The sequence below is a fragment of the Sphingobium chungangianum genome (assembly GCF_977014255.1).
This window is the reverse complement of sequence record NZ_CDRNIV010000006.1, coordinates 2,258,190-2,273,047: the sequence shown is the minus strand read 5'-3', so window position 1 is coordinate 2,273,047 and position 14,858 is coordinate 2,258,190. Positions and strand designations below refer to the sequence as shown.

Annotated in this window: 11 protein-coding genes and 1 pseudogene; 3 read left to right on the top strand and 9 right to left on the bottom strand. The window is 58.5% G+C overall.

The features are described 5' to 3' along the window. Positions 1 to 9: 9 nt before the first annotated feature. From ACWNC0_RS18300 to ACWNC0_RS18290, 3 genes are read right to left on the bottom strand one after another with little or no spacing between them, the layout of a single operon-like run. Positions 10 to 1,812, bottom strand: coding sequence for an AMP-binding protein (locus tag ACWNC0_RS18300; protein WP_449473655.1), 1,803 nt, complete (start codon positions 1,810 to 1,812; stop codon positions 10 to 12). Next, entirely contained in the window at positions 1,799 to 1,969 is a 171-nt protein-coding gene (locus ACWNC0_RS18295) for a hypothetical protein (RefSeq protein ID WP_449473654.1), read from the bottom strand. Before ACWNC0_RS18295 ends, ACWNC0_RS18300 begins: the two co-directional genes overlap by 14 nt. Continuing rightward, positions 1,944 to 3,665, bottom strand: coding sequence for an amidohydrolase (locus ACWNC0_RS18290; protein ID WP_449473652.1), 1,722 nt, complete (start codon positions 3,663 to 3,665; stop codon positions 1,944 to 1,946). The genes ACWNC0_RS18295 and ACWNC0_RS18290 overlap by 26 nt, the downstream gene beginning before the upstream one ends. A 643-nt stretch (positions 3,666 to 4,308) precedes the next feature. On the opposite strand from ACWNC0_RS18290, the gene ACWNC0_RS18285 reads away from it, so the two are divergent. From ACWNC0_RS18285 to ACWNC0_RS18275, 3 genes and pseudogenes are all read left to right on the top strand, one after another. Then, positions 4,309 to 7,089: a TonB-dependent receptor domain-containing protein gene (locus ACWNC0_RS18285; RefSeq protein ID WP_449473650.1), complete on the top strand. Its 2,781-nt coding sequence runs from the start codon at positions 4,309 to 4,311 to the stop codon at positions 7,087 to 7,089. Positions 7,090 to 7,138: 49 nt separating this feature from the next. Then, positions 7,139 to 9,136, top strand: coding sequence for an NAD(P)-binding protein (locus ACWNC0_RS18280; RefSeq protein ID WP_449473648.1), 1,998 nt, complete (start codon positions 7,139 to 7,141; stop codon positions 9,134 to 9,136). A 110-nt stretch (positions 9,137 to 9,246) separates the two neighbouring features. Beyond that, positions 9,247 to 9,366 (top strand): annotated as a pseudogene (locus tag ACWNC0_RS18275) (aldehyde dehydrogenase family protein); the annotation flags it as partial. Between the two features lie 75 nt (positions 9,367 to 9,441). On the opposite strand, the gene ACWNC0_RS18270 reads toward ACWNC0_RS18275, so the two are convergent. From ACWNC0_RS18270 to ACWNC0_RS18245, 6 genes are all read right to left on the bottom strand, one after another. After that, entirely contained in the window at positions 9,442 to 10,860 is a 1,419-nt protein-coding gene (locus tag ACWNC0_RS18270) for an NAD(P)/FAD-dependent oxidoreductase (protein WP_449473647.1), read from the bottom strand. Next, positions 10,857 to 11,222: a cupin domain-containing protein gene (locus ACWNC0_RS18265; RefSeq protein WP_449473646.1), complete on the bottom strand. Its 366-nt coding sequence runs from the start codon at positions 11,220 to 11,222 to the stop codon at positions 10,857 to 10,859. The genes ACWNC0_RS18270 and ACWNC0_RS18265 overlap by 4 nt, the downstream gene beginning before the upstream one ends. A 271-nt stretch (positions 11,223 to 11,493) precedes the next feature. Further along, on the bottom strand, positions 11,494 to 12,219 hold the full coding sequence (locus ACWNC0_RS18260; protein WP_449473645.1) for an amino acid ABC transporter ATP-binding protein: 726 nt from the start codon (positions 12,217 to 12,219) through the stop codon (positions 11,494 to 11,496). Next, on the bottom strand, positions 12,216 to 12,869 hold the full coding sequence (locus ACWNC0_RS18255; RefSeq protein ID WP_449473643.1) for an amino acid ABC transporter permease: 654 nt from the start codon (positions 12,867 to 12,869) through the stop codon (positions 12,216 to 12,218). The genes ACWNC0_RS18260 and ACWNC0_RS18255 overlap by 4 nt, the downstream gene beginning before the upstream one ends. Position 12,870: 1 nt before the next feature. Beyond that, the gene (locus tag ACWNC0_RS18250; RefSeq protein ID WP_449473641.1) at positions 12,871 to 13,605 is read right to left on the bottom strand and encodes an ABC transporter substrate-binding protein; all 735 of its coding nucleotides are present in this window, start codon (positions 13,603 to 13,605) and stop codon (positions 12,871 to 12,873) included. A 146-nt stretch (positions 13,606 to 13,751) separates the two neighbouring features. Next, the gene (locus tag ACWNC0_RS18245) at positions 13,752 to 14,720 is read right to left on the bottom strand and encodes a LysR substrate-binding domain-containing protein (RefSeq protein ID WP_449473639.1); all 969 of its coding nucleotides are present in this window, start codon (positions 14,718 to 14,720) and stop codon (positions 13,752 to 13,754) included. Positions 14,721 to 14,858: the final 138 nt, after the last annotated feature.

Below are 14,858 nucleotides of genomic sequence, written 5' to 3'. Positions count from 1 at the left end.
TCGGCTGGCCTATATGATTCCATGATCCACATTCAATTCAAATGGCGCCAGCAGATTTTCGGCTTCGCGTTTTTCCTTGTCATCGGGATCGACGGACCAGATCACCGTTATGTTTCTCGCCCCTATGTCGGTACATGAAATGTCCAATACTTTGGACAATCCCGCCAACTCTTCAACAGCGCGCATGGCCACAGCCTGTTGACGCAGCTGAAAGCGGGCGATCTTGCCCACGGCGGTCAGTGGCAAGCTGTTAACAAGCAATATCCGTTTCGGCCTGGCGGGCGGCTCCTCGATATGCTGCGTTACAAAGGCAATCAGTTCTTCTTCTTCGACCAAAGCGCCAGGCTTCCGGGTAACGAAGAGCACGGGAACCTGTCCCGCATAAGCATCCGGCATCCCCACCGCCGCCGCCATGGCAACAGCCGGATGGTGACATATTGTTTCCTCGATCGTCTGCGGGTCGATATTGTGGCCGCTGCGGATGATGACGTCCTTGCTGCGGCCAATCAGCCGGATCTGGCCATCTGACGTCATCTCGGCCAGATCGCCGGTCGCATGCCATTTCTCTTTCGGATGCTCGATCAAACCCTCCACCGTCCGATAACCCCGGAACAGCATGGGTCCCCGAACATACAGTTCGTCAGGGCCGCCGGGCACGATCGGGACCAACTGGGTTTCGACCAGGGGGGTCGGCGTTCCGATGGCTGGCTGATATTCGATTCCGTCGAGAGGTTGGTTGCCCCCCGCGCCTGATAATTCGGTCATGCCCAGCACCTGTGAAAGCGGAATGCCGGTCAGTTCCGTGATGCAGCGCATCAATGAGGGGCCGATGGAGGTTGCTCCCGTCACCAGTGCACGCAATTCGGGCCAAAGGGCAGGCTTGCCGAGTTCGGCGACATGCGACCAGGTCGGCGGCACCAAAGCGATGACGGTGACTTTTTCCCGCGCGGAAATTTCCCAGATCGCGTTGACGGTTTGACGATCCCGCGCTCCGGCAAGGCCGCAATTTAATAATGTCGATCCGGTGGAAAATAGCGCCATTCCCACGACCACACCGCCGCCCACATGGAAAAAGGGAAGCAGTTGCAACACGCGGTCGTCCGAGCGCCAGCCGATTCCGGCTGCGCTCGCATGCACGGAGGCCATCAGGCCATCAAGGCTCAAATCAGCCAGTTTAGGAGCGCCTGTGGTTCCTCCGGTATGAAACAATGCCGCGGAACGATCTCCATGAATGATCCTGACGGTGGCCGGGTCCGCCGATCCTAAAAGATCCGGCCACCAGGCATATTGCGCCGAACAGCGCTGCAATGCGCCGGAGCGGCCTGAACCGCCGTCGATTTCGATGACCAGTTCGACCCCGCCCGCCAGGGCGATGGCCTGCGCCACGGCCTCATCCAGCGTGAAATTGTCATTCGCCCCAAAGGCGATGACGGCCCGCACATTGGCGAGGGCAAATTGGCTGGCCATCGCTTCTGGGCCAAGGAGGAGATTTACCGGGAAAGCGATGGCGACCGAAGACGCTGCCATGATAGCGATCATGCATTCGGGGATCGATGGCGCGACAATGGCCACCACATGATTGGGCTTGATCCCGGCCCCCTGCAACGCCGCACCCAGCCGGGCCGTCTGTTCGGCAAGCGCGGCATAATCAAGGCGAACGGGTGAAAGATCGTCAGCGTTTCTGAAATGAACCATGGCATCATGGGAAGGCGAACGATCAGCGACGATCCGCAGCATATTGATGGGATCTCGCACCGTCGCCATCCGTTCGCGGGTCTGCGCCTCCCGCCTAAGACGATCACTGGCGGTCATACTCTTCTCCTTTGGCGACCGGCTTCCGCTCCAAAATCCATTCGATGAAGATCAGGAACGCGCGGCGCAGATTGGCATCTGCTCTCCCGCCGTCCGTCGATGTGAGCGGGCAGTTACTTAAAAATTGCCATTCACCGCTGATAAACGACCTTGCCATCCAGGATTGTCATATCGACAGGAATGCCGCTGAGTTTGTCAGCGTTGATCGTCAGTGGGTCCTGCGCAAGCACGACGAAGTCAGCAAGTTTGCCCGTTTCAATGGAGCCTAGCTGCTTTTCCATAAAGTTCGCTTCAGCCGACCAGATCGTAAACATGCGGATGCCGTCCATGACGCTGATCGCTTCCTCCGGCTGCACGATCTTCCCATATTTCGTGTCGCGATGAACGGCTCGCTCGATGGAAAATAGCGGATATGTCGCAAAATTCTGCGTGCCCACGGTATCGACGCCACCAGGAGGGTGCAGGCCGAGACCAATCAGCGTTTTCATCGCGAAAAATTTGACGTTCGGTTCCTTCATGCCGACGTCTGTCAATCGCCACAGAAAGGCGACCTGTGGGGAGGGGATGACATGGTCGCGCTGCAAACGGGCCAATCGTTCCTGCGTGCGTTGAGGGTCGATCGTCAGATAATGACCAAAATGCTCTATCCGGTCCCTCGCGTCGGCTTTTGGAAACAATCGGTTGGCATTTTCGTAGGCCGTAAGCGTCATATCCTGTGCGCGATCGCCATTCGCATGGATTTGAATCTGCCAGCCAGCCTGTCGGGCCTTTAAGACGATGTCATTGAGTTGGCTCTGATCCATCATGGGTGTGCCGTAATTGTTGGGCACCCACGTCGTACCAGCACCTTTCCATTGCGGCCGATAGAGCGCCACGGTCGTTCCCCAGGCACCATCCATGAATAGCTTGATCGCTCCGACACGAATCCAGTCGTCCCCCATCCCGGTCGTGATGCCGGTCGACAAGAGCTGTTCTGCGGTAATTGCCCCTTCCATGGGGGAAGTCGTGGCATTCGGATTTCGGAGTACATAGTTCACACGCACGCGGGTCGGTAACCGGCCTTCCTTGCGCAATTCCTGATAAGCGAGATAGGTTTTCGGGGGAGACATGTCGGAGACCGTGGTGACGCCTTTTTTAAGGTAGAAGTCCTCCAATATCTTCCGCACGCCTTCCTTCATCTCGGGATAGGTAAACTCATGGTTTTTGGGCCACGGGGCTGGAGCATCCCGCACGATCACCACTTCGCCCTGCGCATTGCGTTCATAGCGGCCGCCTGAACTTGCTGGGGGCTCCGGCCAGTTCTTGTCCATCCCCATCACAACCGCAGCTTTGTGATTGATGAGCTTGTCGTGCGCGCTCCAGTCGAGGCGTACGGGATTATCCGGAAAAGCTGCATCGAGTTCCGCTCGCGAGGGCATAACCTGCATATAGGTTCCCTGACCGACCAACCATGCGCCCGGCGGCAGTTTGGCCTGCGCTTCCTTCAGCTTGGCAATGATCGCCTTGCCATCCTTCAGCGGCGGCGCCTGGATATTGATGAAGTTGGCCTCGACGTTGGCCATGCCTTCGACATGCGAATGCGCATCGATGAAGCCGGGCAGCATGGTTCTCCCCCGCAGATCGACCACCTTGGTCGCGGGGCCACGCCACACCTGGACGTCGTCGCTGACGGCGACGATCCGGTTGCCCACGACGGCGACGCTGCCAACGATACTGTCCTTTGGGTCAACTGTAACGATCTTGCCGTTGGTAACGATAAGATCTGCGTAGGTTTGTTCTGCAAGAACAGGCGATGTGGACAGTATCCATATCAAGGCCGATCCACTGAACCCTACCCAATTGCGGTTTTTCATCGCCGTTCCCTGTCCTTCAAATATTCAATTACGCGTTCCGCTGCCGAACAATCTTCCTTAGCCTGTTCCGAATATTCCAGGATCCGACCACAAGAAACGGCACGGCATAAGATATGAAGCCGATTTCCTTTCGCCAACTGTATCGTCTGTCATCCGGAGCCTCTTGATCGCGAGATGAGATTTTACTTCTACCCCTCGGCCTCGCCATGCAATGGTGTAAACGGCTGTGCGGGTGGTGTCAGAATATCACTGGTCATGTCGTAAGTCGCGAATGCTCAGCCCGTCATACGACGATCAATCACGCAAAAACTCTTTGAATTATAAGAAAATAATATCGGCGAAGAAATGTTTCTTCCCTGCCGATCAGCGCGTCATAGTCGGAAAGAAGCGTTCAAAAATCTGTTGCACGCGAACCGTGGATCGTATCGTTTAAGACATAATAAGTTTCCTGAAGAGGATGGCCTCTCAGTGAGACATCGACTTGTGAAGGGGGTCCCTGATGACGCGTGCAAGACATCGGCTGTGTTTGTTCACAAGTGGGGCAGTAATGAGCTTAGGCTTGGCTTCCACATCAGTTCAGGCCGCTCCGGTCCAGGGTGATAGTCAACCGGTCGGACAGGCCAATTCGCCTTCTGATAAGCGGATGAACGACAGCGGCAATGATATTGTCGTCACAGCGACGCGGCAGGAAATGCGGGCCTCCAAAGTTCCGATCAGCATCAGCGCTTACGGCCAGGCCAAGCTTGATCAGCAGGGCATCAAGACTTTCAACGATCTCCAGCGCCAACTACCTGGCGTTACCATAGATGTCGACACGCGCACCGTGGCGGTGCGGGGGATCAGTTCGTCCGCAGGTGCTCCAACGACAGGTGTCTACATTGATGACACGCCGTTTCAGCTTCTGAATATTGGTATCCTCTCGCAAAATGCCTTGCCAACGGTCTTTGATCTGGATCGCATAGAAGTGCTGCGTGGTCCGCAAGGAACCTTGTTCGGCGCTGGCGCACAGGGCGGTGTCGTACGGTACATCACGCCTCAACCCTCCCTGTCTTCGACGAAGATTTACGCCCGCAGCGAAATCGGCGCCATCACGAAGGGTGATTTCGACGCAGAGACAGGCGTCGCGCTCAATATACCCGTCGTCGAGGACAAGGTTGCCGTGCGCGTCAGTGCCTTCGCACGGCGCGATGGCGGCTGGATCGACCAGCTCGATTGGCGAACATACCAGGTCGACGAGAAAGACGCCAATTCCCGCAAGACCGTGTCCTTGCGCGGCGCTGTTCGTTTTGCTCTCGGCGATCTGGAAATCACGCCTTCGCTTCAATATCAATATACGAAGGAGCGAGAGAATTATTTCAATATCGCGGCATCCGATATCAGCGGGGGCGATTTTCGAACCACCGACGCAACTGTCGTGCCCAACCGCGACAGCTGGTATCTGCCGACCATCAAGGCAGAGCTGAACCTCGGCGCCGTCACCGTTCTTTCCAATACTTCCTGGTTCAGACGCCGACAGCGCACCGGCTATAGCGGAACCGACTATCTGGCGCGCTTCTATGACTCGGTGGGCCTTCCTACGCTCAATGACTTTGGCTCGCTGGGCACGCCGATGGGGATCAGGCTTCCGATTGGCGATTATTTTTCCGAAGCCCACATCAACAACAGTCAGAATAATTTCGTTCAGGAAGTTCGCGTTCAGTCAGCCACTGATTCACGTTTGAACTGGGTAATCGGGGGCTTTTACAGCAACAACCGATATAAAAATTATGAAGAGATTGTCGATCCCATGGGTGAACGCCTTATCCAGGCGTTATATGGCATCAGCTACGAGGATTATTACGGTTCATCCCTTGTAGGAGACCTGAACTATTTCGGGACCAATAGCGTCAAGGATACCCAGCTCGCCATATTTGGCGAGGCGACCTGGGAATTTGTGGACAGGTTGAAACTCACGCTCGGCGCGCGCTATGCGAAGGTGAAGATCAAGTTCCAGAATGACCAGGGCGGCCCCCTTAATGGTGGTCCGACTGGATCGACCGGCCAACAGTCCGAAAGGCCCTTCACTCCCCGCGCCAGCCTTGCTTTCCAGATCGATCCTGACAACATGGTGTACGCCACCGCATCCAAGGGCTTTCGCATCGGTGGCGCCAACGCGCCGATCCCGGTGACGCCATGCGCATCCGATCTGGCGCAATTGGGATTGAATCAGGCGCCCTCATCCTATGATGGGGACGTAACATGGAATTATGAAGTTGGGTCAAAGAACAAATTGGGCGATGTCAGCGTTTCCACCAGTGTTTACTATGTGAAATGGACAGGCATTCAGCAGGCTATATCGCTGCCGGTCTGCGGTTTTCGCTACATCGACAATCTGGGCGAAGCGCGCAGCAAGGGTTTTGACCTGCAACTCCAAACAACGATCGGCAATGATTTCGACGTCAATTTGGCGGCGGCTTACACCGATGCACGCCTGACGAAGGCGATCGCGCCGCCGAGCGGGCCAGCGCTGATCGTCAGTCGCGGGCAATCGCTGGGCGCTCCTGAATGGACGTTGGCCGTCGGCGGACAGTATAATTTCGAGGCGTTGGGCAACAAGAGCTTCGCGCGCGTCGATTACCAGCATATCGATACTTTCGCTGGTCTGACCGCTCAGTTGGATCCCGCCACGACATCTTATGACCCCGCTTTGACGAAGCCTCCCGCGCGGGACTATGTGACGGCCCGTATCGGCACGACCGTCGGCCGCTTCAGTCTTTCCTTCTATGTCGACAATCTGCTCAATTCCAGCGAACTTCTCACTCGCACCCGTCCGAAGTCAGGGCTGGCCCGTATTTTCTGGCACGTCCTGGCGGCCGCGCGCCTTCATTTTGCAAGCGATATTCAAACAATGACCTTCCGGGTACAGATATGTCGACTTTTTCGGCGCAGAATGAAGGCGAAGCAAATTCGGGGCAGGCTCATCTTCGCATTCTCATCGCCGAGCTTGGCAGGATTGGCGGGTTTGATCGCCCTCGCGGGAGCTCTGCCTGCTAAGGCCGAACCGCCGGTTATGCCCGCTCGCACCGTTGTGGGGGCATTGCTGGCGGGTATCGCATCGCCAACGCCCAACGTCGATAGCCTGACCGATCTGTTCGCAGATGACGCGGTCGTTAGTTTCGGTGAATTTGACGATCCCGGGCGCGGCAAATCCGCCGTCACCCAGAAGCTGCGCGGGCTGTTCGCTCACGGTCAGCGCTACCGGATCAGCGTCCATAGCGCCTATGAAAGCGGCAATGTCGTCGTAAATGATCGCGAAGACACGTCCTTGCTGGCAACAGGAGAGCAGGTCCCGTTCCATGTGACAGGGGTTTTCGTGGTGGTTGACGGCAAGATCAGGGCCTGGAGCGATCATGAACCACGCCCCGTCCGGCCCGCCAAGCCGTGACGGACGCCGTCAACAAGATGTCAATTTTTACAGAGCTGAGGATGTGATCATGAACGACGATCAACATGAAGAGGGCCGTGCGCCGGGAGTGTCCCGCCGCCAGTTGGTCGGCGGTGCCGGATTTCTTGTTGGGGGAGCATCCGTCCTGGGCGGTACCGGGATCAGCACGATCGCGCAGGCGGCGACGGAGCCGCCCGCATCGTCGCCCCCCTTGCCGCCGGGCACTTATTATCCGCCAACGCTGACCGGAATGCGCGGCAGCCATCCGGGTTCATTCGAAGCTGCCCATGCTATTCGCGATGGCTCTGCACTCAAGGAAGCGCCCGACATTGGCGAGCGTTATGACCTTGTCGTCGTCGGCGCCGGGATGAGCGGGCTGGCTTCGGCCTACTTCATGAAAAAGAAGTTTCCCAAAGCGAAGATCCTGATCCTCGACAATCACGATGACTTTGGCGGCCATGCCCGCCGTAACGAGACGGATGTCGATGGGCGTACCGTGATTGGTTATGGGGGGACGATGTACATCCTCAGCCCTCACGCATACACCGCCGAGGGACGCCAGCTGCTGGCAGATGTAGGCGTCGATATTAAACGTTTCCGGGCGGCGGCGGGACCTCGCAGCGTCTGGCGCGGCCTCGATACGGCATTCAACCTTAAACGGGCCGTGTTGTTCGACAAGGCCACATTCGGCGTCGACAAGCTGGTGGTCGATATTCCTGAAGGAGCAGACCGATCGAACCCTAAGGCATGGTCCGCATTTTTGGCCAAGGCTCCATTGTCCCAGCGCACAAAGGACGATTTGCTTCGTTTGAACACGCGGCCGGTGGATTATCTGGCGGGCATGTCAGCGACCGAAAAGGCCGCTTTGCTGCAAAAGACCAGCTATGCGGACTATCTCACCCGCTATGTGAAGGTGAACCCGGAAGTCATCACGATGATGATCAAGGAGATCCACAGCGGCGTCAACGGTGCGGCCGGTATCGATACGATCAGTGCGATGCACGCATTCGAGCGTGGCTTGCCCGGCTTCGCCAAGCTCGGGATCGAGATGCCTCGCCCCCAAAGCTGGCTACCGGATGGCGAGGGCGACGACATTCATTTCCCGGATGGAAATCACGGGCTGGCAAAATTGCTGATAAGGTGGCTGATCCCCTCGGCGCTGCCTGGCAGCACGCAGGAGGATTCCGTGCTCACCCGCACCGATTACAGCCAGCTGGATCGGCCGGAACATGACGTTCGGATAAGATTGAGCAGCACCGTCGGGCGCGTGGTGCACAGTGGAACCCCTCAAAAATCGACGGGCGTGGAGATTAGTTACATCCGTAACGGCAAGGCGCAAATGGTGCGTGCAGATGCCGTCGTCATGGCCTGTTACAACGCGATCATCCCCTATATCGCTCCGGAAATACCAGAGCCTCAGAAAGCGGCGCTGCACAATGCGGTGCGGATGCCGTTGGTGTACGGGACGGTTGTCGTCCGCAATTGGGAAATGCTGGCCAAGCTGGGCATCGGTGCCGTCAGCTGTCCCGGCAACACCTTCTGGTGGGACACGATCGGTGTGGACTGGCCCTCCAAGGTCGGGGGGTATCGACCCGCCGAGACGCCTTCGGACCCCATGCCGATTCACCTTTCAAAGGTTCCCACCAGCCCGGGTTTGAATGCAAAGGACCAGTTCCGCGCCGGGCGCGCGGAACTGTTGGCGACGGATATCGAAACGATCGAGGCGGCGACGCGCGATCTGTTCCGTACCGCGTTCGGGCCGGTCGGTTTCGACGTCGATCGGGATATCGTGTCGATCACCGTCAACCGTCATCCCCACGGCTACGCGGCCTGCGCCAATTCACTATATGACCCGGACTGGGCGCCCGAAGATCGGCCGTGGGTCGTCGGCCGGAAACGTGTCGGCCGAATTGCCATAGCCAATTCCGATGCGGGGGCCATATGCCTAACGCAAGCGGCGTTCGATCAGGCCAATCGCGCCGTGAACGAGATCGTGACGGACGTGATGCAGGCGCTTCATGAATGGCCATGGGGCACACGCATCTAATCAGTGACATTGGGCGGTAGAGGGCGGGGCGTCCTCTACCGAGTTGGGGTACACGCTGTGTCGTCAGATAAGCGATAGCTGGTCTTTACTCGTGACGGCGACCGGAGAACCGGGTCACCCCGGCGTTGGAATATGGCGCGATCGAGTTGAACACCGGCCTTATCTCGGCAGAGATGGCGCCATTCGGTGGCGTAAAGGAATCCGGCCTGGGTCGCGAAGCTTCGCGTTAGGGGATCGATGAATTTCTGAGCATAAAGATGGCCTGCAGGATCATCGCCCCGGCATGAGCACGCCCCTTCCCGCGATCATTGCGAGGTCAGATATTCGGCGAGCCGCGCATCGATCGGCGGTGCACGACCCTGATCGTCCGCTTCATCGACCCGCTCCAGCGCGTTCTGCGTATATCGAACGCCTGCCCACCGCAGCGGCTCCCGTTCCCAGCGCGGCGCTTCCGGTCGATGGAACGGCAGGCCTTCCAGGCCCGTGGTCCATCCCCCGATCCGTCCCGCCAGCAGGCGCGCGCACATCGCACTCGTTGCGACGCCCCGACCCGTATAGCCATATAGCCGCCCGATCCGGCTGACGGGATCGAAATTGACCGAAGGCATCCAGTCGCGCGGAATGCCAAGATAGCCTCCCCATGAATGGGTGAACGAGATGTCGTGCAGGGCGGGCCACCATTCCTTCACGATGGACCGCATCCATGCAAAGGTTTCCTCGTCCTGCAACGCGCGTTCCGCCATGTCCGATGCGAAGCGATATGGCGCGCCTCGACTGCCATACAGTATCCGGCCGTCGCGCGTCCGTGTGAGGTAATTCTTGGTATGGACCTGCGAACTCAGACACTCCCCTTCGGCCCAGCCGATGGCGTCCCACTGCGCCGTCGTCAGCGGTGCCGTGAGCACGATCATCGACGACATCGGCAGCACGTCGCGGTGATATTGGGGCATGTCCGTCATATAGGCTTCCCCCGCCGTCACGATCGCGCGCCGGGCGCGGATGGTGCCGCGTGCCGTGACGATCGCGGCGTCGTCTCCGCCCCTGATCGTCAAGGCGTGCGTCTGTTCAAAGATTGTCGCGCCCATTCGCTCGACCGCCCGCGCCAGCCCCCGCACGAGCTTGCCGGGATGGATGCTCGCCCCATGGCTTGACCGCAACGCCCCCGACAATTTCGTGACATGAACCTTTTCATAGGTTTCATCGGCGCTGAGGAGCTGGCTGTCGGCCGAAAGTCCCAGCTTGGCGAAAGTTTCGAACGTCGAGACAAGCGATGCCATCTGCGCCGGGCTTCGCGCCAGGCTCAGCAGCCCCGTCTGGCGAAAGTCGGCATCGATATCCGCCTTGGCGAGAAGTTCCGGAAATTCCTGGACGCAGCGCTGTTGGGCAAGGATCGTCTGCCGTGCCAGGTCCATGCCACAGCGACGGATAAGGGGGCCAGCATCCACCGGGAAGCGGGGCGAGCACCAGCCGCCGTTGCGGCCCGAGGCGCCATAGCCGCAGAAATGCTTTTCAACGATTGCAATTCGAAGGTCCGGGTTTTCGGAAAGCAGGAAGAAGGCGGTCCATAGACCCGAAAATCCGCCACCGACGATAGCAACATCGACAATGGCATCCCCCTCTAATGGCGGGCGCGTTTTAAGATCGTCGCCAGATGTGGATAGCCAATAGTCGCCTTGGATCGTTTGTATTTCCGGACATTTGGAAGCGTTGTTCGACTTTGTCACTGTCCAGCTTCCTCGTCATAGACGATAAATAGTTTGACGCAGGTTTCGTGCGTTTCCCAGACGCCGCGCGTCGATGCGGAAAAATGGACGGCGTCGCCTGCGGTGATTTCCAGTGGAGGTCCATCATCGGGTGTGAACGTGGCGCGTCCGCTGAGGAAATGGCAGAATTCAGCCTGCCGTACTTCCCGGCGCCAACGGCCTGGGCTGCACTCCCATACGCCAAAACGTGTCGAGGGATTGGCAGCGGAGTTGATCGCCGCCGACCGCGCGCGTAGTTCGGTATCGGACAGCCGGGGCGTGACGATTTTCGGCGGCCCTGCGGTATCGAGTAGGGCCTTGGGATCGAACAAGACAGCTGGCATGAGGCGATATCCGTGTTTTGATGTCGTTCAACGATGCCTCCTCCACCCGTCGCCTGACAGTTGTGTATTAGTGCGATGCCGGTGAGTACCAATCACCATGCGCGGATTCTGAACCCGAAATCTGTGGACTCGAAAAGGGCGCGTGCCGTTTGCCGCTTTGCCAAAGGAGATTGCGGAGATTATCCGACCTGAAGACGCAGCCACGGCATCGGCACCGCCGAAACATGATAACGTGTCGGCTTGCAGCTTTGGATCGGGCTCTGGTCGATACTTAAAAAGGGTGGATGACCCGATCCAGAAATTGGCGGGTTCGCGCCGCTTGCGGATTTTCTAGAACCTGCCGCGCCGGGCCATCTTCCACCACGATCCCATCCGCCATGAAAATGGCGCGATCGGCAACCTCCCGGGCGAAAGCAATTTCATGCGTCACGACGATCATCGTCATACCGCTTTCAGCCAGCGACTTCATCACCTGAAGGACTTCACCCACCCGCTCCGGGTCGAGGGCTGAGGTCGGCTCGTCGAACAATATGGCTTTCGGGCGCATCGCCAATGCCCGTGCAATGCCGACGCGCTGCTGCTGTCCCCCGGAAAGCTGGCTCGGCATAGCCCCATGCCGGTCGGCCAGACCGACCTGTTCCAGCAGAGCCATCGCATGGTCTTTTGCTCGAGCCGGTTCTTCCTTGAGTACCTGAACCGGCCCCTCGATGATGTTTTCCAGAACGGTTCGATGCGGCAACAGATTGAAGCGCTGAAACACCATTCCCACCTGGCGGCGAATGCCGGAATGGTTTGCTACCGTGACCGGAAGTCCCAGAACGTCGATTTCGCCGCCGTCATGACGCTCCAGCCCGTTGATGCAGCGCAATACGGTCGATTTTCCCGAACCCGACGGGCCGATGAGACAGGCCACTTGCCCCTGTGGGATCGTGAAGCTGACGTCCCGGAGAACGTGGTTCGCACCAAAATGCTTGGTCACATGAGAGAGGCGGATCATGCGCGAGCCATCCGGCGTTCGAACAGGCGGACCAGCGCCGCAAGGGGCAAGCTTGCAGCCAGATACAGCAGGGCGACCAACAGATAGACCGTTTCATTCTTGAACGTGGATATGGCCAGAAGCTGGCCGGCCCGGGTCAATTCCGCGATCGTTATCGTCGATGCGATCGACGAATCCTTCAATAACATCACTGTAGTGTTACCCAGAGAGGGAAGAGCCGTCCGCAATCCCAGCGGAAACACGATGCGGCGAAAAGTAAGGCCGTTGCTCATGCCCAGGGACAATCCGGCCTCGACCAATTGAGGATCGACCGATCCGAACCCTCCGCGAAAATTCTCGGCCTGATACACCGAATAGGAAACGCCCAGCCCGACCACGCCTGCCATGAAAGGTGGCAGGTCGATGCCGAATTCGGGAAGCACGAAATAGACGCAGAACAGCTGAACGATAATCGGAATGCCGCGCACGGTCTGGACGATCGTAACGCTGATCAAGCGCAACAGTCTGGACGGCGAAAGCGCCATCAACGCCCAGATCATCCCCAGCATCAGGCTCAATCCCAACGCGCACAGCGTCAGCAAGATTGTCGTCCCAAGTCCACGCAGCAACAGCGGCATGAACTGCACGGCATCCGGAAGAAACTCGCTCAAATCAACCCTCCAGCTTCCAACGTCGTGCAATATCGAGAAATCGCCCATTCTTCATATGCTCGATCGCCAAATTCACGCGGTGGAGCAGGGGGTCGTCCTTGCGCAATATCAGGCAGAGTTCTTCGCGTGCAGGCGCCTGAAAGCCCGGCGCCAGCCTGACGGCGCGCCTTGGGCCTACCCGAAGTTGATAACGCAATATGGGTTCATCGCCATAACCGGCATCTATACGGCCATTGTCGAGATCGCGGAGGATGTCGAACAGGCCGTCATAGGTCGAGACATTCTGCACGCCCGCGTCGCGCAACTGGTCAACGAAACGCGTCCCGACCTGCGCGCCGACACGTAGGTCCCGGATGGCCTGTAGGTCGCGGTATATGTGGCGGTCGGCCGCAGGCACGACCAGTGCGGCGGAATAGGCGTAAACCGGCTCGCTGAACGCCACGATCTTCTCACGCTCAGGCGTGCGCAGCATGGCTGCGGCGATGACGTCGATCTTGTGGGCCAGGAGAGAGGGCAGCAACGCGGAAAAGGGTGTGATCCGCATTTCCGCTTGAAGCGACAGGCTATCGGCGACGGCCTGCGCGATTTCGACGATCGATCCTGTCAGCGCGTTCGTGGCTGGATCGACGAAGCTGAACGGAACGCCTGTCGGCGAGGAGCCGATGATCACTTCATTCGGATCCCGAATGCGCCCGCCACACGCACTCAAGGCGGTCATGCCAAGGACCGAGGTCAACAGCGTTCGCCGATCCATCGGAACTTCACACAAATTTTCGTTCAAGAATCGTCTCGGCGTTAGTCACAACCATGCCCCTCATTGTGGCTCCAAGAGTAAGGAGTACGTTGCAAGCCGCCAGATGATAAAATCCCGATCTCCGGTGTTTAGGAATCACCGCACCGCGTTGCCGCAATGGCGTTTTCCAGCCAGCGCCTGAAGCTGGCGATTGAAGTTGCCCGCCAGCAATCCCGGCGCGCCGTAAAATTATAGCTTCCGAGGAACACCTCGGGAAATTGCCCGACTGATACGAGGCGGCCGCTGGCTATATCGTTGCCGACGAGCAATGCGTTGGCCAATGCAATACCCTGCCCCTGCCGGGCGGCCGACAAGGTCAGGTGGCCCTGGAAGAATTTGGGTCCGGCCAGCGGCCCGATATCGACCAGACCATGCAGCGCGAACCATTTCCGCCATTGATCGTGGCTTGTCTCATGAAGCAGCGTCTGGCCGACGAGCTCCGCCGGGGTACGGAATACGCCCGTCAGCTCGACAAATTGCGGGCTGGCAACCGCCAGGATCGGCGGTCTGGCGATTTCGACCGAACGAAGGGACGGCAAGACCTGATCGGCAGCCCCGTCCGCGACATAATGCAGATATGCGTCAGCTTCATTTGAACCGAAGTCCGGCGCACGATCCGAAGGTTGGAGTTCCAGCTCTATCTTGGCATGCCGTTTGATGAATTCACCGATCTTGCCCGTCAACCATTCCGATGCCAGTCCCGGCGCCACCCACAAGCGCAGGCGGGAATCTTCGTCCCGGCGCATCAGATCCTGGGTGGCACGCGCCACTTCCGCCAACGCCGCGCTGATCCGTTGATGATAAATCCGCCCCTGCGGCGTCAAGGTGCCGTAAGCGCCGCCCACCCTTTCTATCAGCGTCATGCCGGTCCAATGTTCCAGCGCCTGCAAATGACGGCTGACGGCGGCATGATCGACCGACAAGGCAACGGCTGCGCGCCTGATCCCTCCGCAGACCCCGACCGCCTCGAACGCCCTGAGCGCCGCAAAGGGTGGGATAGATGCCTTCTGCGTACGCACCAGGCGCAACGATGCCTCGGTGTCGATCTTTTGGTTCATAATCCAGCCCCCGGAAGCTGTTGCAGCTTCCCCCATCGCATAACAACAAACATTGCGAAGCCACTTGGGCTGTCGGTTATGCTGTAGCGGGGCGTGCTTGACAACGCGCTTTTGGGTCAGGCGAAGTTGGTTAATCCA